22 protein-coding genes are annotated in these 22,669 nt (G+C 56.3%); 6 read left to right on the top strand and 16 right to left on the bottom strand.

Annotated features, from left to right (window positions below; translation table 11 throughout):
• The 11 genes from HW561_RS16120 to HW561_RS16070 form a co-directional block, all read right to left on the bottom strand.
• Nucleotides 1-852: a tetratricopeptide repeat protein gene (locus tag HW561_RS16120; protein ID WP_176866368.1), complete on the bottom strand. Its 852-nt coding sequence runs from the start codon at nucleotides 850-852 to the stop codon at nucleotides 1-3.
• Between the two features lie 29 nt (nucleotides 853-881).
• Nucleotides 882-1,463, bottom strand: a complete 582-nt coding sequence (locus tag HW561_RS16115) for a tetratricopeptide repeat protein (protein ID WP_408015393.1) — start codon at nucleotides 1,461-1,463, stop codon at nucleotides 882-884.
• Nucleotides 1,464-1,470: 7 nt separating this feature from the next.
• Nucleotides 1,471-2,445, bottom strand: coding sequence for a type II secretion system F family protein (locus HW561_RS16110; protein WP_176866367.1), 975 nt, complete (start codon nucleotides 2,443-2,445; stop codon nucleotides 1,471-1,473).
• A 10-nt stretch (nucleotides 2,446-2,455) separates the two neighbouring features.
• On the bottom strand, nucleotides 2,456-3,424 hold the full coding sequence (locus HW561_RS16105) for a type II secretion system F family protein (protein WP_176866366.1): 969 nt from the start codon (nucleotides 3,422-3,424) through the stop codon (nucleotides 2,456-2,458).
• A gap of 11 nt (nucleotides 3,425-3,435) precedes the next feature.
• On the bottom strand, nucleotides 3,436-4,878 hold the full coding sequence (locus HW561_RS16100; RefSeq protein ID WP_176866365.1) for a CpaF family protein: 1,443 nt from the start codon (nucleotides 4,876-4,878) through the stop codon (nucleotides 3,436-3,438).
• A 24-nt stretch (nucleotides 4,879-4,902) separates the two neighbouring features.
• Nucleotides 4,903-6,138, bottom strand: coding sequence for an AAA family ATPase (locus HW561_RS16095; protein ID WP_176866364.1), 1,236 nt, complete (start codon nucleotides 6,136-6,138; stop codon nucleotides 4,903-4,905).
• Nucleotides 6,139-6,338: 200 nt separating this feature from the next.
• Nucleotides 6,339-6,962, bottom strand: a complete 624-nt coding sequence (locus tag HW561_RS16090) for an OmpA family protein (protein WP_176866363.1) — start codon at nucleotides 6,960-6,962, stop codon at nucleotides 6,339-6,341.
• Nucleotides 6,963-6,979: 17 nt separating this feature from the next.
• On the bottom strand, nucleotides 6,980-8,386 hold the full coding sequence (locus HW561_RS16085; RefSeq protein WP_176866362.1) for a type II and III secretion system protein family protein: 1,407 nt from the start codon (nucleotides 8,384-8,386) through the stop codon (nucleotides 6,980-6,982).
• Nucleotides 8,387-8,580: 194 nt separating this feature from the next.
• Nucleotides 8,581-9,459 carry a Flp pilus assembly protein CpaB gene (gene cpaB / locus HW561_RS16080; protein ID WP_176866361.1) on the bottom strand — a complete coding sequence of 293 codons (879 nt, stop codon included), beginning with the start codon at nucleotides 9,457-9,459 and terminating at the stop codon, nucleotides 8,581-8,583.
• Nucleotides 9,460-9,731: 272 nt separating this feature from the next.
• Nucleotides 9,732-10,034 (bottom strand): Flp family type IVb pilin, encoded by a 303-nt coding sequence (locus HW561_RS16075; protein WP_176866360.1) that lies wholly within the window; start codon nucleotides 10,032-10,034, stop codon nucleotides 9,732-9,734.
• 359 nt (nucleotides 10,035-10,393) lie between these two features.
• Nucleotides 10,394-10,627 (bottom strand): Flp family type IVb pilin, encoded by a 234-nt coding sequence (locus HW561_RS16070; RefSeq protein WP_176866359.1) that lies wholly within the window; start codon nucleotides 10,625-10,627, stop codon nucleotides 10,394-10,396.
• Nucleotides 10,628-10,980: 353 nt separating this feature from the next.
• Here HW561_RS16070 and HW561_RS16065 point away from each other — a divergent pair, with 353 nt between their 5' ends.
• The gene (locus HW561_RS16065; RefSeq protein ID WP_176866358.1) at nucleotides 10,981-11,847 is read left to right on the top strand and encodes a lytic transglycosylase domain-containing protein; all 867 of its coding nucleotides are present in this window, start codon (nucleotides 10,981-10,983) and stop codon (nucleotides 11,845-11,847) included.
• Nucleotides 11,848-11,894: 47 nt separating this feature from the next.
• Here the strand turns inward: HW561_RS16065 and HW561_RS16060 are convergent, their stop codons facing one another.
• The 5 genes from HW561_RS16060 to tldD form a co-directional block, all read right to left on the bottom strand.
• A complete protein-coding gene (locus tag HW561_RS16060) occupies nucleotides 11,895-12,521 on the bottom strand; it encodes a CoA transferase subunit B (RefSeq protein WP_176866357.1) in 627 nt (208 codons plus the stop codon).
• Nucleotides 12,521-13,225 carry a CoA transferase subunit A gene (locus HW561_RS16055; protein ID WP_176866356.1) on the bottom strand — a complete coding sequence of 235 codons (705 nt, stop codon included), beginning with the start codon at nucleotides 13,223-13,225 and terminating at the stop codon, nucleotides 12,521-12,523. The genes HW561_RS16060 and HW561_RS16055 overlap by 1 nt, the downstream gene beginning before the upstream one ends.
• Before the next feature lie 103 nt (nucleotides 13,226-13,328).
• Complete coding sequence (gene topA, locus HW561_RS16050) at nucleotides 13,329-15,971, bottom strand: type I DNA topoisomerase (RefSeq protein ID WP_176866355.1); 2,643 nt, start codon at nucleotides 15,969-15,971, stop codon at nucleotides 13,329-13,331.
• Nucleotides 15,972-16,161: 190 nt separating this feature from the next.
• A complete protein-coding gene (gene dprA, locus HW561_RS16045; protein ID WP_176866354.1) occupies nucleotides 16,162-17,292 on the bottom strand; it encodes a DNA-processing protein DprA in 1,131 nt (376 codons plus the stop codon).
• Between the two features lie 239 nt (nucleotides 17,293-17,531).
• The gene (gene tldD, locus HW561_RS16040; RefSeq protein WP_176866353.1) at nucleotides 17,532-18,953 is read right to left on the bottom strand and encodes a metalloprotease TldD; all 1,422 of its coding nucleotides are present in this window, start codon (nucleotides 18,951-18,953) and stop codon (nucleotides 17,532-17,534) included.
• 176 nt (nucleotides 18,954-19,129) lie between these two features.
• Here tldD and coxB point away from each other — a divergent pair, with 176 nt between their 5' ends.
• The 5 genes from coxB to HW561_RS16015 all read left to right on the top strand — a co-directional run bounded on the left by coxB (nucleotide 19,130) and on the right by HW561_RS16015 (nucleotide 22,656).
• On the top strand, nucleotides 19,130-20,041 hold the full coding sequence (coxB, locus tag HW561_RS16035; protein WP_176866352.1) for a cytochrome c oxidase subunit II: 912 nt from the start codon (nucleotides 19,130-19,132) through the stop codon (nucleotides 20,039-20,041).
• An 87-nt stretch (nucleotides 20,042-20,128) separates the two neighbouring features.
• Nucleotides 20,129-21,085 (top strand): heme o synthase, encoded by a 957-nt coding sequence (cyoE, locus tag HW561_RS16030; protein WP_176866351.1) that lies wholly within the window; start codon nucleotides 20,129-20,131, stop codon nucleotides 21,083-21,085.
• Complete coding sequence (locus HW561_RS16025; protein WP_176866350.1) at nucleotides 21,082-21,243, top strand: hypothetical protein; 162 nt, start codon at nucleotides 21,082-21,084, stop codon at nucleotides 21,241-21,243. The genes cyoE and HW561_RS16025 overlap by 4 nt, the downstream gene beginning before the upstream one ends.
• Complete coding sequence (locus HW561_RS16020; RefSeq protein WP_176866349.1) at nucleotides 21,243-21,818, top strand: cytochrome c oxidase assembly protein; 576 nt, start codon at nucleotides 21,243-21,245, stop codon at nucleotides 21,816-21,818. Before HW561_RS16025 ends, HW561_RS16020 begins: the two co-directional genes overlap by 1 nt.
• Before the next feature lie 22 nt (nucleotides 21,819-21,840).
• Nucleotides 21,841-22,656: a cytochrome c oxidase subunit 3 gene (locus tag HW561_RS16015; protein WP_176866348.1), complete on the top strand. Its 816-nt coding sequence runs from the start codon at nucleotides 21,841-21,843 to the stop codon at nucleotides 22,654-22,656.
• Nucleotides 22,657-22,669 lie beyond the last annotated feature (13 nt).

The raw sequence follows: 22,669 nt of genomic DNA, 5'->3' as shown, positions 1-22,669 counted from the left end.
TCAGGATTCCTCAAGTGCCCGAAGCGAGCGGACCGCTTCGTCGAAATGCTGTGGATGAGTGGAAATCGCCTCGCGGAACAGGTTCTTGGCGGTTGTCACATCCCCTTGTTTGACAGCCGAGATGCCCATCGTGTTCAGCAAACGGGCCCGTTCGACTTGAGACATGGGGACAACGGGAAGGTTGTAATTTCCTTGCGCCGAGCGGGCCAGAACCAGATTGTTCTTTGCCGTGAACAGTGTGTTGTCCTGACGGATCGCGTCTGTGAACAAGCGCTCAGCTTCCGAGTAATCGCCCCGCGTCAGTTTGGAGTAGCCCCAGTTGTTCATGACACCGCCCGGGCGCGTCGTTAGTCCAACGGCGGTTTCATAGAAATGATCCGCGCGCTTCCAGTCTTTTCTGGAATCCGCAACCACCGCTTCCAGTCGGTAGCGTTTGAAGGTTTCGAATGTGGGGGGAACCTTGTCCAGGACGGCTTTGGCCTGTGCCCAGTCTCCATTCCTGACAAGTGCGTCGGCGTATTCGACCTTGTCAGCGTTGTTCGCGCCTTTCATGGTCGTCACGCGTTTCCAGGCTGTTGTGGCCTCGGTGCTGCGTTTCGCACGGCTCAATGAAATGGCCAAGCCACGCTGCAGATCGATCCGGTCAGGATTCTTGCTGGCGGCATTGTGGAAATAGGTCACTGCCTCGTTCGGGTCGGCAGCGTTCAACAGCACGTCGTTCAGGTTAGTCTCGTCAATGACGTTCACTTCCTGAAAGGTGCGTTCAACCTTTTCCTCTTCGGTTTCCTTCTCGCAAGCGGTTAGAATAAGCCCGCTCAGGATGATGGACGGAATCAAGAATTGTTGGCGCATTTTTGCGTCCTTTACTGCTCTTGCCTCTGTTACGGGAGCTTACGTAGCGAAAATTGCCCGTCGCCAAGCTGCTCCAGCGTATATTCTTGTTCTTTTGTGGTATTATTAACAGGGTTTTCCATATTTGCGAGTGCTAAGCGCAGATTGTCGCGGATTGCGTCACTTTCGCCATTGTCCAGCGCATAGGCACGTTGAAATACCTGTGCCGCTTCGGCGTATTGCTGGGTTTCCATCAAGAGAACGCCAAGATTATTCCATGCGACTGGCCAGTCCGGCTCATCCTCGACCGCGCGGCGCAACAGTTTTTCTGCCTGCCCTAATCGCCGCAGTCCCAGATTGGCGGTGCCCATCGACGTCAGGACCTGAGTTGTCATACCTTGATCCAGAGCTGCGCGGGTAAAGGTCTCCAACGCCAGTTCGTATTCTCCAACCGCCATCAGTCGGTTTCCTACCGTGATATTGTCTTCGGCCTGACCTTTGGGGTCAATTCCGGGTGCGTCGAGGCTGTTGGACAGATCACCTTCTGTGCAGGAAGCCACCATGGCGAAAACCATGGTGGCTTTGAGCACTCGGCGAAGCCCCAAAGGGATGCACCCGAACATTGCTGTCATTGGGTTTTTAGCCCCCGAAATTCGAAATGACGTTTGCAGAGGGTCCCACCAGAATGACCAACAGCGGCGGAACCGTCAGCCCCATTGTGACCAGTGTCATTTTGGTAGGCAACTTATTTGCAGCCTCTTCGGCGCGCATCACCCGTTTATCGCGCATCTCACCAGCGTAAACCCGCAAAGCTTCAGCAATTGATGTACCGAATGTCGCCGATTGGATCATCACGGTCACAAACGAACTGACGTCCTGAACGCCGCATCGCGTGCCAAAGTCACGCAGAACATTGTCCTTGTCTTTGCCGGCCTTCATCTCATAGGCGACGACCTCGAATTCCTGCGCAATTTCAGGATATGAGGATTTCATTTCTGAGGCCACGCGAACAATGGCCTGATCCAGCGATTGCCCGGCCTCAACGCAGACCAGCATCAGGTCCAGCGTGTCGGGGAAGCCAGCGATGATGGCCTCTTTACGCTCTTCTACACGGCGCGTGATCCAGTATCTGGGGATCATGTAACCGATACCACCGGGAACAAGAACACGGATCATCATCTGCTGGCCGGTATATTCCTCGCCGCCCGACAGCACGGTGATCAACAGCACACCGATCACAATACCGGTTATGCCTAAGGCAAATTGCGCAAAGTGGTAAAACCGCACGGCATCTTTGGATTGATAACCAGCCTGGCGCATCTTGAGCTGAATGGCTGAAAACTCTTCCTCGTTCTTTGGTTCAAGAAAGGTCGCAAATTTTTCCAACTGTTCGTTCCGACCCGCAGTCCTGAGCTGGTCTTTTTTGGACTTTTTGCCCTTCTTTGGTGCTGTGTTCGACCGTTGCAGTTTTTTCAACGGGTCTTCAGGCTGATTCAGCATCAGCGATACGGCTACGCCGACCATGACCAATCCCAGAACCCCGACCACGATCAGGGGGCCGAACTCTCCGAGGCTTTGGGTTAACATGTCGTTGATGCGGGTCAGAAATTCCATGGTGCTGCCTTCAGACCTTGATGTTTGTGATGATCTTCATAACGATCAGGTTCAGCGTCAGCATGATGCCGACGAAGAAGCACATCGGAATGAACCAGGGGTGGTCCAGAACTTCGTCGTAGTAGCCGGGGTCCTTCACCAGAATGAACCCAAGGCAAAACAGCGGAAAGCCGGACAAGAACTTGCCGGACCATTGCGCCTCGGCTGTAATCGCTTTGACACGACGGAACAGGCGGAAACGGGCCCGGATGACCTGCGCCAGGCCAGCCAGAATCTCGGCAAGATTACCACCGGATTGCTGCTGAATGCCTACAGCAACCGCCAAAAAGCGCATATCCTGCATGTCCAGCCGTTCGGCCATATCCTTGAGCGCTTCGCCGACCTCGCGGCCATACGCGCACTCGTCAGCAATGACGCCAAATTCGGTACCAAGCGGATCCTGGACCTCGTTTGACACAACCTGAATCGTCGACACGAACGGGTTGCCTACGCGCAAAGACCGAACCATCAGTTCAACCGCATCGGGCAGCTGCTCTTCGATCATACCCATACGCTTTTTGGCCTTGTGGTTGACCCAGGCATAAACACCACCGACGCCGATTGCGATCGAGATGATGACCCGCAAGACGATGTCGGTCGCTGTGCCGATGCTCAGCCCCAGGAAGGCCATGGCCGACACCAGACACATGATCATGATCAACTGTCGCGGCGAAAACGCAATCGCCGCTTTTTGCGCCTTGTCAGCCAGCAATGAATACAGAGGGATACTCTGCGTTTTCATATGCTGCTGCATTTCCTTGCGCAGCTGTTCCAGAACCTGCTCGCGCCCGACACCTTTGTCGAGCATGTCGAGCCGGCGGTTGACCCGGCTGTTCAGGCTGATGGATTTCCCAAACGCCACAAGGTAGATCCCCTCGACTAGGAGAAGGACCCCGACGAAGATCACGACGTAGATAATTGCCTCCATAGGCAGTTGCATACCCAGATCTCCTACATTTTGGTTGGGTCGTAAATCGACGCGGGCAGATCAAAGCCCCACAGACGGAAGCGTTCCGAATAGTGGCTGCGTACGCCTGTTGCAGTGTAGTGTCCGATGATCTTGTTGTCAGGAGTCAATCCAACGCGTTGAAAACGAAAGAGTTCCTGCATCGAGATCACGTCACCTTCCATGCCCGTGATTTCGGTGATCGAAGTCATTCGGCGCGAACCGTCCTGCAGGCGGCTGGCCTGCACGATCAAATTGACAGCCGATGAGATCTGGCTGCGCACAGCTTTGATCGGCATTTCGATCCCGGCCATGGCGATCATGTTTTCCAGACGTGAAACTCCGTCACGGGCAGAGTTGGCGTGGATTGTGGTCATCGATCCATCGTGGCCGGTGTTCATGGCCTGCAGCATATCGATCACTTCGGCGCCACGGGTCTCGCCGACGATGATACGGTCAGGACGCATCCGCAGGGCGTTTTTCAGACAGTCGCGTGGGCTGACTTCGCCTTTGCCTTCAACGTTGGGCGGGCGGCTTTCCATCCGACCCACGTGCGTCTGTTGCAGCTGAAGTTCCGCCGTATCTTCGATCGTCAGGATGCGTTCGGCGTCGTCAATAAAGCTGGACAGGGCGTTCAGCGTGGTTGTTTTACCAGAACCTGTACCACCCGACACGATGATATTCAGGCGGGTGGAAACGGCGGCCTGCAAAAACGCGGCCATTTCTTCGGTAAAGGCACCGAAATTGACCAGATCATCAATGCCCAACTTGTCTTTTTTGAACTTACGAATTGAAACCAACGAGCCATCGACGGCAATCGGCGGAACCATCGCGTTGAAACGCGAACCATCGGCCAGGCGGGCGTCAACATAGGGGTTTGATTCATCGACACGACGTCCCACAGCGGACACGATCTTATCGATGATCCGCATCAGGTGTTTTTCGTCTTTGAAGGTAATGTCGCTGATTTCCAGCTTGCCGTCTCGTTCGACAAAGATCTGTTGGGGGCCGTTAACCAGAATATCGTTGACTGTCTCGTCCTGCAGCAGAGCTTCCAGTGGCCCCAGACCTGTTACTTCGTCGTAGAGCTCCTTGTTCAGCTGAGAGCGATCCTCGCGATTCAGGACAATGTTTTTTGCTTCCAGAACTTCACTTGCGATCGCGCTGATTTCAGTGCGCAATTCTGCTTCGGCTGCATTCTCCAGGGCAGCAAGGTTCAGGTTCTCCAGCAGTTCGCGATGAAGCTCAAGCTTGATCTCGCCCAAACGCTCTTTGCGCTTCCGGTCACGATCAGATCCAGTCGTTTCAGCGAATTTCTTATTGACCGGTTTACGCGCCACTGCGTTGGCGGCAGAGGCAGTCGGTGCGGCAGCCGTGTCCGCTTTGGGGGTGGGCGCCGGTGTTTGCACCGGCTGCGCATCGGATGGCTTCTTATATCTTGAAAACACTGCGGCTCCCCCCTCGGGATGATGTTACGCGGCTTCTGCGCTGCTGCTGCCCAAGCTGTGAAGCGATTTTGCCAGCTTCGCAATCTCACGCCGCAGTGGGTTCTTGGCTGCCGAACTTGCAAGCGTCAGACCATGGTCACCGCTTTGCATAACGGGTTTGCCACCATCCGGCAGTTGAAGGTCAATCGAGATTCCCAGGCTTTCGCCCATCCGTTTCACGCGGCCTTTGCCGTTCAGGTCGGTAAATTTCGGCGCCCGGTTCAAGGCGAAACGAAGTTTGTTGAACGGAAGCTCTTCGGCCTGTAAGGCGCGTTTCAGACGCAGCGCGTTCTGGGCTGAACGCATATCCAATTCGATCACCGCAAAATAGACATGTGCCGCCTGCAAAGCAGTTTCTGACCAGAGGACCAGCGTTTTGGGCATGTCCACGATCACGTAATCGAAATGCTTGCGCGCCATGTCGATCACGCGTTGGATGTCTTCTGGTGTAATCAGGTCCAGCGGCACCATATCGGACGGTGCTGTCAGGACTTGCAGTTTTTCCTCATAAGTTTGAAGCGCTTGAGAGAAAACCTCTTCATCCATTGAATCGGTGTCGGACAGCATTTCAAACACCGTCTCGCGCCGAGGTAGGTCCAGATAGGTCGAAACCGTGCCGTATTGCAGATCTAGGTCGATCAAACACACGGACGGGGCTTCTTTGTCCGAAACGCAAGCCAGTTCCCACGCCAGATTCACTGCCAAAGTGGTTGCTCCCACACCTCCAGCAAGCCCATGGACCACGAACAAGGCGCCGTCCTTGGATTCACCGCCCGCCAGAGGGGCCGCTGCAGCCTGGGCCACGGCAACCGGGTCAGGCTGGTTTATCCGTTCGATCGCCTCCTGCAGCTCACCTTCCGGAAGAGGGTAGGGGACAAATTCGTCCGCGCCTTTGCGTAGCAATTGATGCAGCGAAGCGGGGGTTACGTCCTCGGCGATCAGGACAACCTTAATCTTCTTGTCCTTGGCCTGGCCGATGATCTCGCCCATCAGGGAAAGGTTGTCTTCGTCTTCGCCATCAATGGCCAACGCGACAAACTGCAACGAATCGGCTTCGGGTTGGCTGAAGAATGCTAGCGCCTCGGCAAAGCCAAGATCGCCCCACCGCTCACCCAGAGCAGCCTCCATATCTTCGATCAGTAGATCAAAGTTCTGGACATCTCGGCTGATCGTGCAGGCCAGGATGGCAGTATTGTCGTCTTGCGGCGTCGCGCTGGTCATAAACACAATCCTCGTCGTAAAGGCTCAGCATCCCATACGAGCGGTGATCGCCCCGATTGATTTGCTGTCACCCCAACGCGGCCAATTCAGGCCGCAGGTCACCCAATTGTTCACAATGTCGCTTTGAAGTTGGGCGAGAATTGGGCGCAAAAGAACCAATTGTAGGGAAATGGGCGACGATGTCGCCCATTTCCAGCTTATTATCCACCGTCGCCTTGGGCGGAGACTTCCTGGATGGCGCTGGTCCTTGTCGCGCTCTCGACATATTCACGATAGATGATTTCGGCGTATTTTCCGTCCAGTGTTTGCGCGTTGCGGTCCACAAAGCCAGAGACCTCTGTCACCGTGCGGCGGTTCCGCCGGTCCCGATTCGGTGTTGCTACCAACGGTTGGGACTTGCCGAATGATACAACGGCCTCAAGACGCGATCGTGATATGCCTTGCTGAACAAGAAACGTTACAGCCGCCTGTGCGCGGCGTAGTCCCAGGCTTTTGTTATAGCTGGTTGATCCTACGGCATCCGTGTGACCGTAAACACGGAAACGGGCTTCCGGGAATTGCTTGATCCAATCCGCTTGCTGTAAAAGTATACGCTGGGCGGACGCGTCCAACTGGGAACTGTTGAACGCAAAGTTGATCTGACTCGGCACTTCCGATGCAAAGCGACGGCTCAGGATCTGAGCATAGGTCAATTCGCCGGTCATGACCTGGGTATTGTTCAGAGTCGCATTTCCGAACGTACCCGCATCAATTTCGTACCCGGCCTCTCGCGTGCATGCGGCGACAGCGACCGTTAGACCCAGTGTGATGATCCACTTCTGCATTGGTCCTATCCTCCTGATCAATCTAGAACGTAGCCGTAAGAGCTGCCAAAGTCTTGCTTGGCGACTTCCGAGGCTCCTCCGGAGCCGGTACGCTCGGTGCGAGCAACACGGCCATTTATGAACAGGTCAAATTCGCTGGGCGGTTTGACACGATCGGTTGGCAACGCAAGGGTTTCGCCACGGGTCGGTGACACCAGATGCGCAGTAATGATGATGATAAGTTCGCTTTGCTCACGCTGATATTCCGCACTCCGGAACAGGGCTCCAAGAACCGGGACGTCACCCAACCATGGAACCTGACTGCTTAGGTCTGCAAAATCATCCTGGATCAAGCCTGCAATTGCAAAGCTCTCACCGTCACGCAGTTCGATGGTTGTTTTGGCCTGACGTGTGATAAAGCTGGGAACGTTATCGCCGTTGATGGTGAAGTCAGAGCTGGTGTCGATGCTCGAGACTGCGGTGCCCATTTCAAGGTTGATCAGGTCGCCATCTACAACGCGCGGGATAAAATCCATCTCGACGCCGAAGGCTTTGTATTCGATGGCGACAACGCCGTCATCTTGCGGCACTGGAATGGGAACTTCGCCACCCGCCAAAAATGATGCTTCCTGACCGGACAGGGCCGAGAGATTCGGTTCTGCCAGGCTGCGGGCCAGCCCCTTGGTTTCAAGCGCTTCCAGCAACAGGCGAACCTGTGTGGACCCGGCGCCAAATCCGAACAGGATAGCGCCTGTACCCGTTTGTGTGAGCGGGATGTTGTTCGCTAATGCGTTGTTCAATGACAGTTGGTTGTTAAGGCTGTTGAAGCCTGCGGTGACGTCACCGCCGCCGAAACCCAGCGAGGCAGACAGATTTTTTGCCACCGAACGGTTCATTTCGGCAAACCGTACTTTTAGCATTACCTGCTGGACACCACCAACCGACATCAGGTTCGAAACGCGTTCAGGCGCGTAACGTTCCGCCAGTTCAAGTGCACGCGCCAGTTTTGCGGCGCTTGAAATTGTGCCCGATAGCACGATTCCGTCATTGGCGGTGCGTACCTCGATCGGCTCACTCGGCAAAATCTGACGCAGCCGCTCTTTGAACTCAGTGACATCCGGCGCGACGCGGACCCGAACATTGGCCAACAGATTTCCAGTGCCGTCGAACAGTGTCAACGTGGTCAGGCCAGGGGCCTTACCCAAAACATAGATTGTGCGATCCGACAGCGACGAGATATCGGCAATGCCGGCGTTGGCAATGCTGAGCTCTGCAAACGGTTGTTCGCTTTCTACAACGATCGCCCGGTTCATCGGGACATCCAGTGTTTCCACCGTGCCCTTCTTTACCACGCGAAGAGTTTCAGCCCAGGCGGCATCGCCGACGGGGCCCACAACAAGCGACAACCCCAGCAGGGTTGCGCTGATCCAGTAACGTATTGTCATGTGACCTGCCTCTCCGATCACGCCTCATTTTTGGGGTCTTATGCCCTGTGATGAAAGAGACTGCGCGAATTCCGAATTTATTGCAATAATCAATGGTTTCCGGAATTTTCCTTATGTGGATAATTGGCAACATTTACAACAAAATGAGCCGCGCTTTTGGCGCGGCTCTGATCTTGTAACGTGCTGAATTAGTGTCAGTTTGTGCAGGGAATCTTGGTTTCCACAATTTCTCCACCGCGGCGAATACGCGTCGTGCAAACTTGTTCGAGCACTTGCTCCGGCGCCGGGGCAGCCTCTTTGATGCCAAGCAACTTGCGCTGATCGACCTCGATTGCCGTCGCGATTGATTCATCCAATATGCCAACCAAGGCAAGAGACAAGCGACCCGTATTCTGTGCCTGCGCGAGAGCCCCGACCTGCTCCGGAGTGGCCGCGACTGTCACGGTGCGTGCAATCGTGGTTCCGGTCACGTCTGAGCCCGTTGTTTGATCAACGGCGATCAATTCGATGCTGGTTTGAATCAGGCGTGTTATCCCGCCGCTATTGCCCACGTTCGTGCCGCTGGAACCGGTCCAGTAAATGTCAACATTGTCACCTGGCCGCAAAAAGCCGGAGACGCCTGACGCCACATCAACACTGATCGCAAAGGCCCGCATACCTTTTTCAAGGCGCGATGTCAGGCCTGCCTTTTCACCCGGCTTGGTGATTTTGATAGCCATCACCGCTTCATCTTTTTCCATGGCTCTCAGTACAAAGCGATCCCTGTCACCTGTTTCTGGGAAGAGAACGGTGAGGTCAGTAAAAGTTCCCTCGGGAATCGCGTTTTCGGGCCAATCCACGACCCGCACATCTTCCTGATTCAGTTTTTCACCGTATTTCAGAGAACGGGTCGAGACGAGGACGCCCATTGTTGGAACAACCTCGACATTGGCGTTCGCCAAGGCTTCCTCTGCGGCCAGTCTCTGACGCGTAAGTTCATCCTGGTAAGCGGCAATATAATTGCGCGCCATGTACACGGCACCCCCAGCCAGGGCCACCCCGACAATCAGGACAAGTCCGAATACCGCTCGCATGCATGCACCTCTTGTTTGGTCTTGTCGAACACTTAGCGACCATAGGGTCGCATTGAAACAGCGTAATTTCTAAACTGCAATTGTGTCGAAATGTGGGACAAATAGCTTCTTCTGCTCAGATTTTCCGAGGGCAATTCCGGCGATGTTCGATCTGATGACATGAATTCTCACGTCAAAACTCAAAGCAGCCGAGTTAACAGCAGAATGCTGCGGCTCTCTCGACCGCAGCATTTTAAGTGCATTTCGCAGTTTAACTGAAAGGACTCGGAGTGTTAACCGCCACTTCCGCCCGAGCTTCCCCCAGAAGAGGATCCGCCACCCGAGCCTCCCGAAGAAGACCCGCTACCGCCTGCAGTGCCTGCAGATACGACTCCGCCTGCGGTGTCATTGTCTCCGGTGCTGATCGTCGCCGTGGTCAACGCTGTGTTTACATTCCCACTAAAACTGTTTGTGGCGTTTTGAATGGCGAAAAAGAGTGCAGCCCCCAAGCCGATGATCAGGGCGGTCAGCACAACCCAGTCGACCGTGACTGCCCCGTCGTCCTTGGTGTGGAAATTCTTTAAAAACCTGAACATCTTTAGTCCCTCCGAACGCATATTCACCTTGCGACTCAATTGGTTTTACCGGCTGTCGCTGTTTCTCACGTCTTGGTTACTTTTGCTTGGTCCGGATGGCGGAAATGGGGCTAAATATAGGATTTCTCGCCAAATTCAGTGTTTTTCGACCTCAGTTGGAAGTGTACTTCGCTCATCGAGTTAAGTTGAACTTGATAGTCAGCCTGGCAGGGCGGCTGTTAACCCTAGGGTAGGCCGTTCATGATGCAGTTGAAACGCAAGGGGGATAGTCGAAAATCTATGCGCAAATAGGTGTCTGATCAGACACAAAAAACCGCGCCAAAACTGGCGCGGCTTCAATTCTGAATTGGAATTCAGACTTAGTTGTTGGTGCCTTCGCCGGTGATACCACCAGCTGCGCCAGTGCGGTCACCAGTCGAGATGGTTGCCGAGGTCAGAGCGGTGTTGACGTCGGTCGCCAAGCCGGTCGCGCCTGCTTCGATCTGCTGGTATGCAACTGCTGCCAGGCCGATAACTGCTGCGGTCAGAACAACCCAGTCAACTGTTACGGCGCCGTCTTCGTCTTTGCGGAAATTTTTGATGAATTTGATCATGTTGTGTCCCTCCTAAAGGATCTTAAAGTCTATTGAACCTCGGCGTCTTCCAGAGCTTTCTCTCTCAGTCCGCTCCCGTCCGTCTCGGTATGGGACTATGTTTGCCCTTCACGCGTGGCAGGAATTGGGCCAAACACCGATTTTTTTCCCTGAGGTTTAACTTTTTGGTAGTGAGTTCACCAAGATACTGAAAGTAAACAATAAAAAATTATGCCAAAATGATTTCTGGATGATGAGGCGATGCAAAATTGCGCCAAATGAGGCGAAATTGCCCCATTTCGCTTTGTTTTTCTGGCCTTACGGGAAGATTCGGGGTTCAAATCGCCTAAAACGAAAACATGAGGCAGGCAAAAATGAATCTCCGGGACGCACTTAAATGCGCCGGCATGTTGGCGTTGCTTTCGGTAGGCGTCGCACCGGTGGCCGCGACCGAAGTCGAGCCACGCGGTGTTTACAAGCGGATCAAGGCCCCCAAACCGGGTGAGCGACCGCGTGTGAACGTGCAGATCACACCTGAGCAGCACGCTTCCAGCCCGTCCGCGCCCAGTACAGGTACTGAATTGATTGTGCCGGAAATCATTGCACGAACCAAGGTGACACCGCCCAACGCGCCGGACGCGGGAGTGAAAGACGTGCCAAAAGGGTCGTACAAGGCGTTCTGGGAGAAGATATCGCCGGAATTGGCGCAAGCCGGAGCCTGGCGGCTGGACGACGCAATAAACGCTCTTGCAGCGACCAGCGTGGTGTCGCCGCGTTTGCAAACTCTACAAAATATTGCCCAACAGCAGGGAGTTGAAATTCTGCGTTCGACCGTTGGCACCAAAGTCTCGCCTGCTTTGGTCTTGGCGGTGATATCGGTGGAATCAGCCGGACGCGTGGATGCAGTCAGTTCCGCGGGCGCACAGGGGTTGATGCAATTGATGCCGGCCACGGCTGCCCGGTTTGGAGTGGAAGACAGCCTTCAGCCAGCTCAGAACATTGCGGGCGGGGTAAAATACCTCAATTGGCTGATGGAAGAGTTCGGAGATGATCCGATTCTGGTTCTGGCCGGGTATAATGCGGGCGAGGGGTCTGTGCGAAAACACGATGGCGTACCGCCTTATGCCGAAACCCGTGACTACGTTCCCAAGGTTCTTGCCGCCTTTCAAATCGCGCGCGCGCTGTGCGCAACACCACCTGATCTTGTTTCGGATGGGTGTGTATTTCAAAACTTGAACTAAAAAAGGGCCCGCCAGATCCGGCGGGCCCCTTTTTTAGTCAAGCCAGATCAATTGACGACATTCGCCTCGGTCGCTGCGCGAATTTCGTCTTCGGTGACACCTTCGGCGATCTCGACTATCTTCAAGCCGCCCTCGACAACGTCCAGAACGCCCAGATTGGTGATGATGCGGTTCACAACGCGTTTGCCGGTCAGGGGCAGAGTACATTTCTTCAGCAGTTTGGATTTGCCATGCTTGTTGGTGTGATCCATCACTACAATCACGCGACCGACACCGGCCACCAGGTCCATAGCACCGCCCATGCCTTTGACCAGCACGCCTGGGATCATCCAGTTGGCTAGATCACCCTCTTCATCCACTTCCATAGCACCCAGTACAGCAGCAGCGATCTTGCCGCCGCGGATCATGGCGAACGAAGTCGCGCTATCGAAGTACGAGGTGCGGGACAGTTCGGTGATCGTCTGCTTGCCTGCGTTGATCAGGTCTGCGTCCTCTTCGCCTTCAAAGGGAAAGGGGCCCATGCCCAGCATGCCGTTCTCGGATTGCAGTGTGATGTCCTTGTCACCCACATAGTTCGCCACCAGCGTCGGAATGCCGATGCCGAGGTTCACATACATGCCGTCTTCCAGCTCTTGCGCCGCGCGTGCGGCCATCTGATTGCGGTCCCAGGGCATTATGCTTCCTCCGTCTTACGGGTGGTGCGCTGTTCGATGCGCTTCTCGTGGCTGCCCTGAACGATGCGGTTCACATAGATGCCGGGCAGGTGGATCGAATCCGGGTCCAACGAGCCGCGCGGGACGATCTCTTCAACTTCGGCGACACAGATTTTGCCACAGGTCGCAGCCGGTACATTGAAGTTCCGGGCTGTCTTGCGGAACACCAGGTTGCCGGTGTCATCGGCCTTCCACGCTTTGACAATGGCGAGGTCGGCAAAGATGCCTTCTTCCATAATGTAGGTCTCGCCGTTGAAGTCCTTGTGCTCTTTGCCGTCGGCGATCACGGTGCCCACGCCAGTTTTGGTGTAGAACCCCGGAATGCCCGCGCCTCCGGCGCGCATACGCTCGGCCAGCGTGCCTTGTGGGTTGAATTCCAGCTCCAGCTCCTCGGCCAGATATTGACGCATGAATTCCGCGTTTTCGCCGACGTAAGAGCTGATCATTTTTTTGACCTGCTTGGTTTGCAGCAAGATACCGATGCCGAAGTCATCGACCCCGGCATTGTTGGACGCAAAGGTCAGGTCCTGCGTGCCAGCGTCCTTGATTGCCTCAAGCAGCAGTTCGGGAATACCGCACAGGCCGAACCCGCCTGCTGCGATGAACATGCCGTCATGCAGCAGCCCGTCGAGCGCCTCGGCGGCGTTGCCGTAGATTTTTTTCATGAAAAACTCCCCCAATGACATGGTGATGGCGCAGGTTGTGCCGCCACGTCATTGGGAAGTCAATGAAACCAAGGGCTAGGTGGTATTTCTACCTACCAACGTATCAGGACGCGGCTTTCTTGGTTGTCTTCTTGGCCGCCGCCTTCTTTTTGGGGGCCGCTTTCTTTTTCGTCCCCTTCTTGGACGCCTTTTCATTGGCCAACCCGACGGCCATTTCCAGCGTCACATCCTCGGGCTTGATGTCCTTGGGCAAGGTTGCGTTGACCTTTTCCCATTTCACATAAGGCCCATACCGCCCGTCCAATATCTGAATCGCGCCGCCATCGGGATGTTCACCCAGTTCCTTCAAGGGTTTTGCCGCTGCCTGTCCACGTCGTCCCGGATTGGCGCGCTTTTCGGCCAGCAATTCGACAGCCCGGTTCATACCAATCTCGAAGACGTCATTCGGATCTTTCAGGTTGGCATAGACCGGCTTTGCCTCATCCGCCAACTGATGCATCAGGTAAGGTCCGAACCGCCCAAAGTTTGAGGTGATCATGCCGCCCTCGGGATGCTCGCCGATCTGACGCGGCAGGCTGAGCAGCGTCAGCGCTTTGTCCAGATCGATGTCATCCTTGCTCCAGCCGCGCGGCAGCGAGGCGCGCGGTGGCTTCTTGTTCTCGGGGGTGGATTCGCCGCGCTGGACATAAGGACCAAAGCGTCCGGATTTCAGCCAGATGTCGTCACCCGCATCTTCTCCCAGCAAGCGTTCTTCGCCCTGTGCACCCTCACCAGCGATGGGCCTCGTATAGTTGCATTCGGGATAATTGCCGCAGCCGACGAATCCGCCTGTGCGCGAGGTTTTCAGATGCAACTGACCCAAGCCGCATTTTGGGCAGACACGGGGGTCGGACCCGTCTTCGCGAGGCGGATACAGCTGAGGCGCCAGCGCCTCATCCAGCTTGTCCAGCACTTCGGAGATCCGCAATTCCGACGTCTCACCAATGGCTGCCGAGAAGTCACGCCAGAATTTGCTCAGTAACTCCTTGTAGTCACGACCACCGGCGCTGACATCATCCAGTTGCTCTTCCAGATTGGCGGTGAACTCATAACCCACGTATTGGCGGAAGAAGTTCAGCAGAAAGATCGTGACGATCCGACCCTTTTCCTCGGGGATCAGCCGGTTCTTGTCCTTGCGCACATATTCGCGGTCCTGAATCGTGGTCACGACCGAGGCATAGGTCGAGGGTCGCCCGATCCCCAGCTCTTCCATTCGCTTGACCAACGTCGCCTCGGTATAGCGTGGCGGCGGCTGGGTGTGGTGTTGCAGTGCCAGAACGGATTCGTTGTCCGCCAGAACGGCCTGTTTCGCGACTTTGCCATCCGTGCCGTCGCTGGTCGCTTTGGCGAACTGATCGCGCAGCGAGGTCTTGGAAAAGGGCGCCGGGTCGCCTTGCATGATTTGCGGCAGGCGCTTTTCATCGTCGTCGGTTACATCGTCGCGACCTTCTTCGTAAACGCGCATGAATCCATCGAACAGCACAACCTGACCGGTGGCCCGCAGGCCGACCTGACTGTCATCGCTGCCGATTTCGACCGTGGTGCGTTCCAACCGGGCGGCCGCCATCTGACAGGCGATGGTGCGTTTCCAGATCAGATCATACAGCTTACGTTGATCCTCATCCGTGATCTTCAGCGCCTTGGCGTCCCGGTTCATATCCGTCGGACGGATACACTCGTGGGCCTCCTGCGCGTTCTTTGCTTTGTTCTTGTAGATACGAGGACTATCCGGCACGTATTCTGTGCCATAGCGATCCGCAATCGTTTCGCGTGTCGCGGTAACGGCCTCGGGTGCCATGTCGATACCATCGGTTCGCATATAGGTAATGTACCCGGCCTCATATAGCCGCTGCGCCACCTGCATCGAATGGCGCGCGCCCATGCCAAATTTACGGCTTGCCTCTTGCTGCAGGGTCGACGTCATGAACGGTGCGCTAGGGTTCCGCGCGGCGGGCTTGGCTTCGACCGAGATAACGCTCAGCGCACGGCTGGTGATCGCCTGCACCGCAAGCTCTGCTTGCGTCGCATTGGACAGATCGTGCTTGTCCAGCTTCTTGCCAGCCAGCGTTACAAGGCGCGCCTCGTAGGTTTGACCACGTGGTGTTTCGAACAAGGCGCGCACCGACCAATATTCCACCGGTTTGAACGCCTCAATCTCCATCTCGCGCTCGACGATCAGGCGCAGGCAGACGGATTGCACACGGCCCGCAGATTTTGCGCCGGGCAGCTTGCGCCAAAGAACCGGGGATAGATTGAAGCCCACCAGATAGTCCAGCGCACGACGAGCCAGATAGGCCTCGACCAAGGGCATGTCGACCTGTCGCGGGTTCTGCATCGCCTGTGTCACCGCATCCTTGGTGATGGCGTTGAAGGTGACCCGGCTGACCGGCGTGTCTTTCTTGATCGAGCGGCGCTTGGTCAGCGCCTCTTGCAAGTGCCAGCTGATCGCTTCGCCCTCGCGATCGGGGTCAGTGGCGAGGATCAGAGCATTGTCTTCTTTCAGCGCGTCGGCGATGGCTTTGACATGTTTGCGACTGTCGACGCCAACTTCCCATTTCATCGAGAATTCGTGCTCGGGATCGACCGATCCGTCCTTGGGCGGCAGGTCCCGGACATGGCCATATGAGGCCAAAACCGTGTAGTCGGGGCCAAGATATTTGTTGATCGTTTTTGCTTTGGCCGGAGATTCTACAACAACTACAGGCATTTAAATGAAAACCTCGCTCGACGGATTGGGCGCCTTATATGGCCGTGCAAAATGTGTGCGGCAAGACGGAATTGTCAATGCGTTCCTTTCGGGTATCGATTTCGGGTATGATTTCAGCTCTATGCGTCACAAATAAGACCACGGTGCAGGGCGCGCTGATTAGAAATACGCGATCTTTTGGCTTTGACGATCAGGCCGTCAGAGACAGTAATCCGCCCGGCTGTCTTTGAATGCGCCCGTCGAGTTCAAGATCGACTAACGCCGGTCCAATTTCGCCAGCAGTCGCCGCAATGTCTCGGATCAATTGGTCCTCGGCGATGGGTGAGGGGCCAAGTCGCGTCAGAATCTCGCGATGCAGCGCGGCGGGCGTTGCCGCCGGTTGCACATCGATTTCTGACGGGACAGCGGTTTGCCGCTCGGATTCCTGTTGCTGTGGCAAGGCGTCGATGATGTCCTCGGCTGATCGCACCAATGTCGCGCCATCGCGGATCAACAAATTGCACCCGGCGGCCCGCGCATCGAATGGATGACCCGGAACCGCCAGAACCTCGCGCCCCTGATCCAGCGCATCCCTCGCGGTGATCAGGCTGCCGGACTTTGCCGCTGCCTCCACCACGACCACCGCCTGTGCCAAACCCGAGATGATGCGGTTACGGCGGGGGAAATGTCTGGCCTGAGGTGTCACGCCTATGGGCTGTTCTGACAGCCGCAGCCCCGCTTTCTCGATGTTGCGTGCCAGATCGGTGTTTTCTGCCGGATAGATGACGTCGACACCGCCGGCCATAACGGCCACTGTGCCGGAATCAACCGCGGCCAGATGGGCGGCCGTGTCGATTCCGCGAGCCAGACCGGAGACAACGATGTATCCCCGCTCTCCCAGTTCTTTCGCCAGGCCGCGCGCCATTCGTGCACCCAGTGACGAACAGTTTCGCGCGCCGACCATGGCAATCGCGGGACGTTTCAACGCGGATGTGTCACCGATCGCCCACAGCAGCGGCGGTGCGTCAGAGACATCAAGCAAGGCCTTGGGAAAGTCGGCGGTCCCAAGGCACAAAAGCTGCGCGTTGGCGGCTTTTGCGGCCTTGAGCTCCACCTCGATCACGCCGGGGGGGCAGATTTCATACCCTTCGATTCCGGCGGCGCGTGCCATTTCCGGCAGCGCGGCCAGCGCATTCTGCGCCGAACCATGTTCGTGCAGTAGACGCCGGAACGTTGCCGGACCAACCTTGCGCGAACGCAACAGACGGAGCCAGGAAAACCGGTCCTCTTCCGTGGTGGGTGGGAGTGGGGGGTGATTGGAAGAAAGCTGCTCTTCGGTCATCCGATGCTCCGCCTGATTGCAAAACTGGTTTACGGGAGCGCGGGTTAACAGCCTGTGAATCGCGATAAATTATATACAATATTTTTCGATGTCACTCATAGGAAAACGAGCAATATATTGTTTCATAACGAAAAAGATATTGAGGGATATGCGGTGCGTGAAACATGATCTGATCAGAAACGGCAAAAGAAAAGGCGTAAGGTTAACCCTGCGCCTTCCCGAACTCAGCTGATTTCGACTCAGGCAGCAGAGCCGCCAATGGTCAGCCCATCCATCAGAACGGTTGGCTGACCAACGCCCACCGGTACCCATTGCCCATCCTTACCACAGGTGCCCATACCCGGATCCAGCGCCATGTCATTGCCCAACCCGCGAATGCGCTTCAGCGCCGAAGGGCCGTCCCCGATCAGGGTCGCGCCTTTCACCGGCGCGCCGATTTTACCGTTCTCGACCCGATACGCCTCGGTGCAGGAGAACACGAACTTGCCATTGGTGATGTCCACCTGACCGCCGCCAAAACCAACCGCCCAGATGCCGTCCTTGATGTCAGCCACCAGCGCAGCCGGATCGGCATCCCCGCCCAGCATGATGGTGTTGGTCATGCGCGGCATCGGTTTATGCGCATAGCTCTGCCGCCGCCCATTGCCCGTAGGTGCAACCCCCATCAGACGCGCGTTCTGGCGGTCCTGCATGTATCCGGTCAGGACGCCATCCTCGATCAGGACCGTCCGCGAACTGGGCGTACCCTCATCATCGATGGTGATTGACCCGCGCCGATCTGCAATTGTGCCATCATCCACAACGGTCACGCCTTTGGAGGCGATCTGCTGCCCCATCAACCCTGCAAAGGCCGAACTGCCCTTGCGATTGAAGTCGCCCTCAAGCCCATGGCCGATGGCTTCGTGCAGCAGGATACCGGGCCATCCGGGGCCCAGCGCGACCTCCATCACGCCAGCCGGGGCGGGGATAGCGTCCAGGTTGACCAAGGCGATCCGCAACGCCTCGCGTGCTTTGTTTTGCCAATCGGTGGGGTCAATCAACCCGCTCAGACCGACGCGCCCGCCACCACCCGCGGACCCGCTTTCGCGGCGACCGTTCTGTTCGACAATGACCGAGACGTTCACCCGCGTCATCGGGCGCACGTCGCGAACCAGCACGCCGTCGGGGCGCAGAATTTCCACCTCCTGCACCGCAGCGGCAATGGTGGCGCTGACCTGGACAACACGCGAATCCAAATCGCGGGCAAAGGCGTCGATCTCGCGCAGGGTTTCTATCTTGGCCGGGAAACTGGCGGATTCGATTGGATCCTCGTCCGTATAAAGCCGCGTGTTGGTCGCGCGCGGGGCGTCGGCCAGCGTTCCGCCACCATCGCCCACAGCCAGTCGAGCGGTTTCCGCAGCTCGCTTGAGCGCTGGAATGGAAACATCGGTTGAATGCGCATAAGCGGCCACGTCGTTCTGTACGGCACGCAACCCGAATCCCTCGGACGCGTCATACGAGGCTGTGCGCAAACGCCCGTCATCAAAGACCAGAGACTCGGATTTGCGCCGTTCGACGAACAGTTCTCCGTCCTCGGCGCCGGCCGTTGCTGACCGCAAAATGGTCAGGGCTTCGTCATGCGGAACTGCGCTCTCAAAGGGGCGAAACGGAGCTTGAGACATGGGTTGCGGCCTTTCGGGTTTGATCCAGATCAAAAATAGCGTCTGTTTGACGCAAGCATTTTGCTTTATCTACCCGAAGGAATATGGTTTTTAACGCGGCCAAAGACAACGGGTGAGGTGTGACCGATTCACGCCTTTTCGCCAGGGACGTAAAGATCAAACGATCAGGACAGAATATGAAGAATGCTTTGATGCTTTCGGGGCTTGTGACAGCCCTCTCCAGCCTTCCCGCCATGGCTCAGGAGCTTGAGATTATTGGTAAGCCGGTCGATGGCGGTATCGGCTTTCAGCCCGCAGCGACCAGCCTTGCCCAGGGGATTCACGATCTGGACGGGATGATTCTTGTGATCATCACCGCCGTGTGCGTGTTGGTTGCTGGCCTGCTGGTTTATTGCATCGTGCGTTACAACTCACGCGTCAATCCGACACCGGCCCGATTCTCGCACTACACTCCGGTTGAAATCGCATGGACGCTGGGTCCGATCCTGATTCTTGTGTTCATCGGCGCCTTTTCACTGCCGGTTCTGTTTAAACAGCAGGAAATTCCCGAAGGTGACGTGGTCATCAAGGTTGTCGGCAACCAGTGGTACTGGACCTACGAATATGTCGATCATGATTTTGCATTCGACAGCTATTTGCTGGGCCACCCGGCAACGTTGGACGAAGGGGCCCGTCCCGCGGATGCGGATGTAACGCCGTTTGTTCTGGACGACGCGATGCGCGCCAAACTGGTTGACGCAGGTTACAGTTCGGACGAATGGCTGCTGGCCACCGACACTGCGGTTGTCGTGCCAGTGAACAAGGTTGTGGTCATGCAGATCACCGCATCGGACGTGATCCACTCGTGGACGATCCCGGCCTTCGGCGTGAAACAGGATGGCGTGCCGGGTCGACTGGCCGAGCTGTGGTTCGAGGCCGACAAGGAAGGCATTTATTTTGGCCAGTGTTCCGAGCTGTGCGGCAAGGACCACGCCTATATGCCGATCACCGTCAAAGTGGTCAGTCAGGAAGCCTATGACCAGTGGTTGCAAGGTGCAATCGACGAATATGCAGGCCTGCCGCAGACCTATCAGGTCGCTGCGAACTAAGCGCGACATGGGCGGGATCGATCCCGCCCGGGAAAAAACGCAAGCTGCGCAAGGTATCGCGCAGCTTTCGCCCCAAAAGGACCGGAAATGAGCGACGCAAGCATCAATGCCAGCACTTTGACCGCCAAGGCCCCAGCGGATGAGGCCAGTTTTGGCGACTATTTTGCCCTGCTGAAGCCGCGCGTGATGTCGCTTGTCGTGTTTACTGCACTGGTTGGTTTGATCGCCGCACCGGTTCCTGTGCATCCGATTGTCGGATTTTGCGCCATCCTGTTTATCGCCATCGGTGGCGGTGCTTCAGGCGCGCTGAACATGTGGTGGGATGCCGATATCGACAAGGTGATGAAGCGGACCAAAGGCCGCCCGATCCCGTCTGGCAAGGTTGAAGAAGGCGAAGCTTTGGCGTTGGGACTGGCTCTGTCCGGCCTGTCAGTGATCATGCTGGGGCTGGCGACAAACTGGTTTGCCGGGGCATTTCTGGGTTTCACCATCTTTTTCTATGTTGTCGTCTATACGATGTGGCTGAAACGCTCGACGCCACAGAACATCGTGATTGGCGGTGCTGCCGGGGCTTTCCCTCCGGTCATCGGGTGGGTCGCTGCTACGGGGTCAATGACGCTCGAGCCGTGGTTGATGTTCGCTCTGACCTTCATGTGGACGCCGCCGCATTTCTGGGCCTTGGCGCTGTTCATGCGTTCGGATTATGACGACGCGGGCGTACCGATGCTGACCGTGACCCATGGTCGTCGCGCGACACGCACCCACATCCTGATTTACACCGCCTTGCTGGCGCTGCTCGCTGTCGGCACTTCTTTTTCTGGCATTGGCGGCCCGATCTATCTGACTGTTGCAGTGGTCATGAACGCGTTGTTCCTGCGCGGGGCTTGGGCGATCTCGCGCCGGACCGAGGATGACTCGGAGGCTGATAATTTCAAGGTCGAACGCAGTTTCTTCAAACTGTCTCTGCTTTACCTGTTCCTGCATTTTGGTGCGATTCTGGTCGAAGCCCTGTTGAAACCTTACGGTTTGGGAGGCTGGTCATGAGCCTGCGCAAAAGCCACGAACTGCATCAACGCCGCTTTGGTCGCAACCTGGGTGTTGGTTTGACGCTGGCAGCCTTTATCGTGATCATCTTTGGCCTGACGATCGTCAAAGTTTCGGGCACGGATTTCGGCATGGCAATGGAAGAGACGCAAAACTGATGGCGTTGACGGGTCCGCAGAAGACTGTCGCTCAGACAGTGAGTGTGGTTGTCCTGATGGGCGGCCTCGCTTGGGCTTCGGTGCCGTTCTACAACTGGTTCTGCCGGGTTACCGGGTTTGGCGGTACCACTGGCGTGGCCCAACAGGCCCCAGATGACATTCTTGATCGAGCTGTCACCATTCGCTTTGACGCTTCAAAGGCGAAAGACATGCCGTGGGAGTTCAAGCCGGTCGCGCGTGAGATGAAGGTGCGCATCGGCGAGACGGGTCTGGCCTTTTACGAGGCGTATAACCCGACTGACAGACCCATCGCCGGGCAGGCTTCGTACAACGTGACGCCGTATTCGGCAGGTGGGTATTTCCAGAAAATCGCCTGTTTCTGCTTTGACGAGCAGGTTCTGCAACCGGGTGAGCGGGTCGAGATGCCCGTGACCTTCTTTGTCGATCCGGAAATCGTCGACGACCTAGAAGCAAAGTACGTTCATACGATCACTCTGTCGTATACATTCTACGAAATCGATCTGCCCGAGGGCTATGCCGCCCTTGACGTGCAGGCGAACACAAACAAGAACTAACGCCTGTAGGTGAGGGACGCTGATGGCACACGCTAAAAACCATGACTACCATATTCTCAGCCCATCGATCTGGCCATTGATAGGCGCCATCGGCGGCTTTGTGATGCTGTTCGGAGCCGTCCTCTGGATGCACGGCAAGACGCCTTATGTATTCTGGGCCGGTCTGCTGGCCGTTTTGTACACCATGTTCGCCTGGTGGTCCGAAGTGGTGGCCGAAAGTCGCGCCGGGGATCACACGCCGGTTGTCCGCATCGGCCTGCGTTATGGCTTTATCTTGTTCGTCACCTCCGAGGTGATGTTCTTCTTTGCCTGGTTCTGGTCGTTCTTCAAACATCGCATGTATCCGATGTACGACTATGCGGGCACCGAATATATCCAGCCGGACATCCATGCGGTTGACCCGTTCCACCTGCCGCTGATCAACACGCTGGTTCTGCTGTTGTCAGGCTGCGCCATTACTTGGGCCCACCATGCGCTGGTCCATGGCAATGATCGCAAGGCTCTGGTTCAGGGTCTGGCAATCGGCATTGCACTGGGTGTCGCGTTTACCTTCCTGCAGGGCTTTGAGTATTATGAGCTGCTGGCCCATGATGGCTGGAAGTTCGGTGGCGATCAGTTCTATTCGAACTTCTTCATGGCAACCGGGTTTCACGGTGCCCATGTAATCATCGGCACCATCTTCCTGTCGGTCTGCCTGATCCGGGCGCTGCGCGGTGATTTCACCCCTGAAAAACACGTAGGCTTCGAAGCAGCGGCTTGGTACTGGCACTTCGTTGACGTTGTTTGGCTGTTCCTGTTCTTCGCCGTCTACATTTGGGGTCAGGCCCCGTTGATGTAACGAACGTAGGATA

It is taken from the genome of Ruegeria haliotis (assembly GCF_013377785.1).
In the GTDB taxonomy this organism is placed as follows: Bacteria; Pseudomonadota; Alphaproteobacteria; order Rhodobacterales; family Rhodobacteraceae; genus Ruegeria; species Ruegeria haliotis.
This window is presented reverse-complemented; position numbering and strand designations above follow the sequence as displayed.

Bases quoted from the DNA above. Each gene is read 5' to 3' on its own strand.
- HW561_RS16065 (WP_176866358.1), top strand. From the start codon at position 10,981: ATGAATCTCCGGGACGCACTTAAATGCGCCGGCATGTTGGCGTTGCTT.
- HW561_RS16070 (WP_176866359.1), bottom strand. From the start codon at position 10,627: ATGATCAAATTCATCAAAAATTTCCGCAAAGACGAAGACGGCGCCGTA.
- HW561_RS16015 (WP_176866348.1), top strand. From the start codon at position 21,841: ATGGCACACGCTAAAAACCATGACTACCATATTCTCAGCCCATCGATC.
- HW561_RS16090 (WP_176866363.1), bottom strand. From the start codon at position 6,962: ATGCAGAAGTGGATCATCACACTGGGTCTAACGGTCGCTGTCGCCGCA.
- HW561_RS16060 (WP_176866357.1), bottom strand. From the start codon at position 12,521: ATGCCCTGGGACCGCAATCAGATGGCCGCACGCGCGGCGCAAGAGCTG.
- HW561_RS16085 (WP_176866362.1), bottom strand. From the start codon at position 8,386: ATGACAATACGTTACTGGATCAGCGCAACCCTGCTGGGGTTGTCGCTT.
- cpaB (WP_176866361.1), bottom strand. From the start codon at position 9,459: ATGCGAGCGGTATTCGGACTTGTCCTGATTGTCGGGGTGGCCCTGGCT.
- topA (WP_176866355.1), bottom strand. From the start codon at position 15,971: ATGCCTGTAGTTGTTGTAGAATCTCCGGCCAAAGCAAAAACGATCAAC.
- cyoE (WP_176866351.1), top strand. From the start codon at position 20,129: ATGAGCGACGCAAGCATCAATGCCAGCACTTTGACCGCCAAGGCCCCA.
- HW561_RS16075 (WP_176866360.1), bottom strand. From the start codon at position 10,034: ATGTTCAGGTTTTTAAAGAATTTCCACACCAAGGACGACGGGGCAGTC.
- HW561_RS16025 (WP_176866350.1), top strand. From the start codon at position 21,082: ATGAGCCTGCGCAAAAGCCACGAACTGCATCAACGCCGCTTTGGTCGC.
- HW561_RS16105 (WP_176866366.1), bottom strand. From the start codon at position 3,424: ATGCAACTGCCTATGGAGGCAATTATCTACGTCGTGATCTTCGTCGGG.
- dprA (WP_176866354.1), bottom strand. From the start codon at position 17,292: ATGACCGAAGAGCAGCTTTCTTCCAATCACCCCCCACTCCCACCCACC.
- HW561_RS16055 (WP_176866356.1), bottom strand. From the start codon at position 13,225: ATGAAAAAAATCTACGGCAACGCCGCCGAGGCGCTCGACGGGCTGCTG.
- HW561_RS16115 (WP_408015393.1), bottom strand. From the start codon at position 1,463: ATGACAGCAATGTTCGGGTGCATCCCTTTGGGGCTTCGCCGAGTGCTC.
- HW561_RS16095 (WP_176866364.1), bottom strand. From the start codon at position 6,138: ATGACCAGCGCGACGCCGCAAGACGACAATACTGCCATCCTGGCCTGC.
- HW561_RS16020 (WP_176866349.1), top strand. From the start codon at position 21,243: ATGGCGTTGACGGGTCCGCAGAAGACTGTCGCTCAGACAGTGAGTGTG.
- coxB (WP_176866352.1), top strand. From the start codon at position 19,130: ATGAAGAATGCTTTGATGCTTTCGGGGCTTGTGACAGCCCTCTCCAGC.
- HW561_RS16110 (WP_176866367.1), bottom strand. From the start codon at position 2,445: ATGGAATTTCTGACCCGCATCAACGACATGTTAACCCAAAGCCTCGGA.
- HW561_RS16120 (WP_176866368.1), bottom strand. From the start codon at position 852: ATGCGCCAACAATTCTTGATTCCGTCCATCATCCTGAGCGGGCTTATT.
- tldD (WP_176866353.1), bottom strand. From the start codon at position 18,953: ATGTCTCAAGCTCCGTTTCGCCCCTTTGAGAGCGCAGTTCCGCATGAC.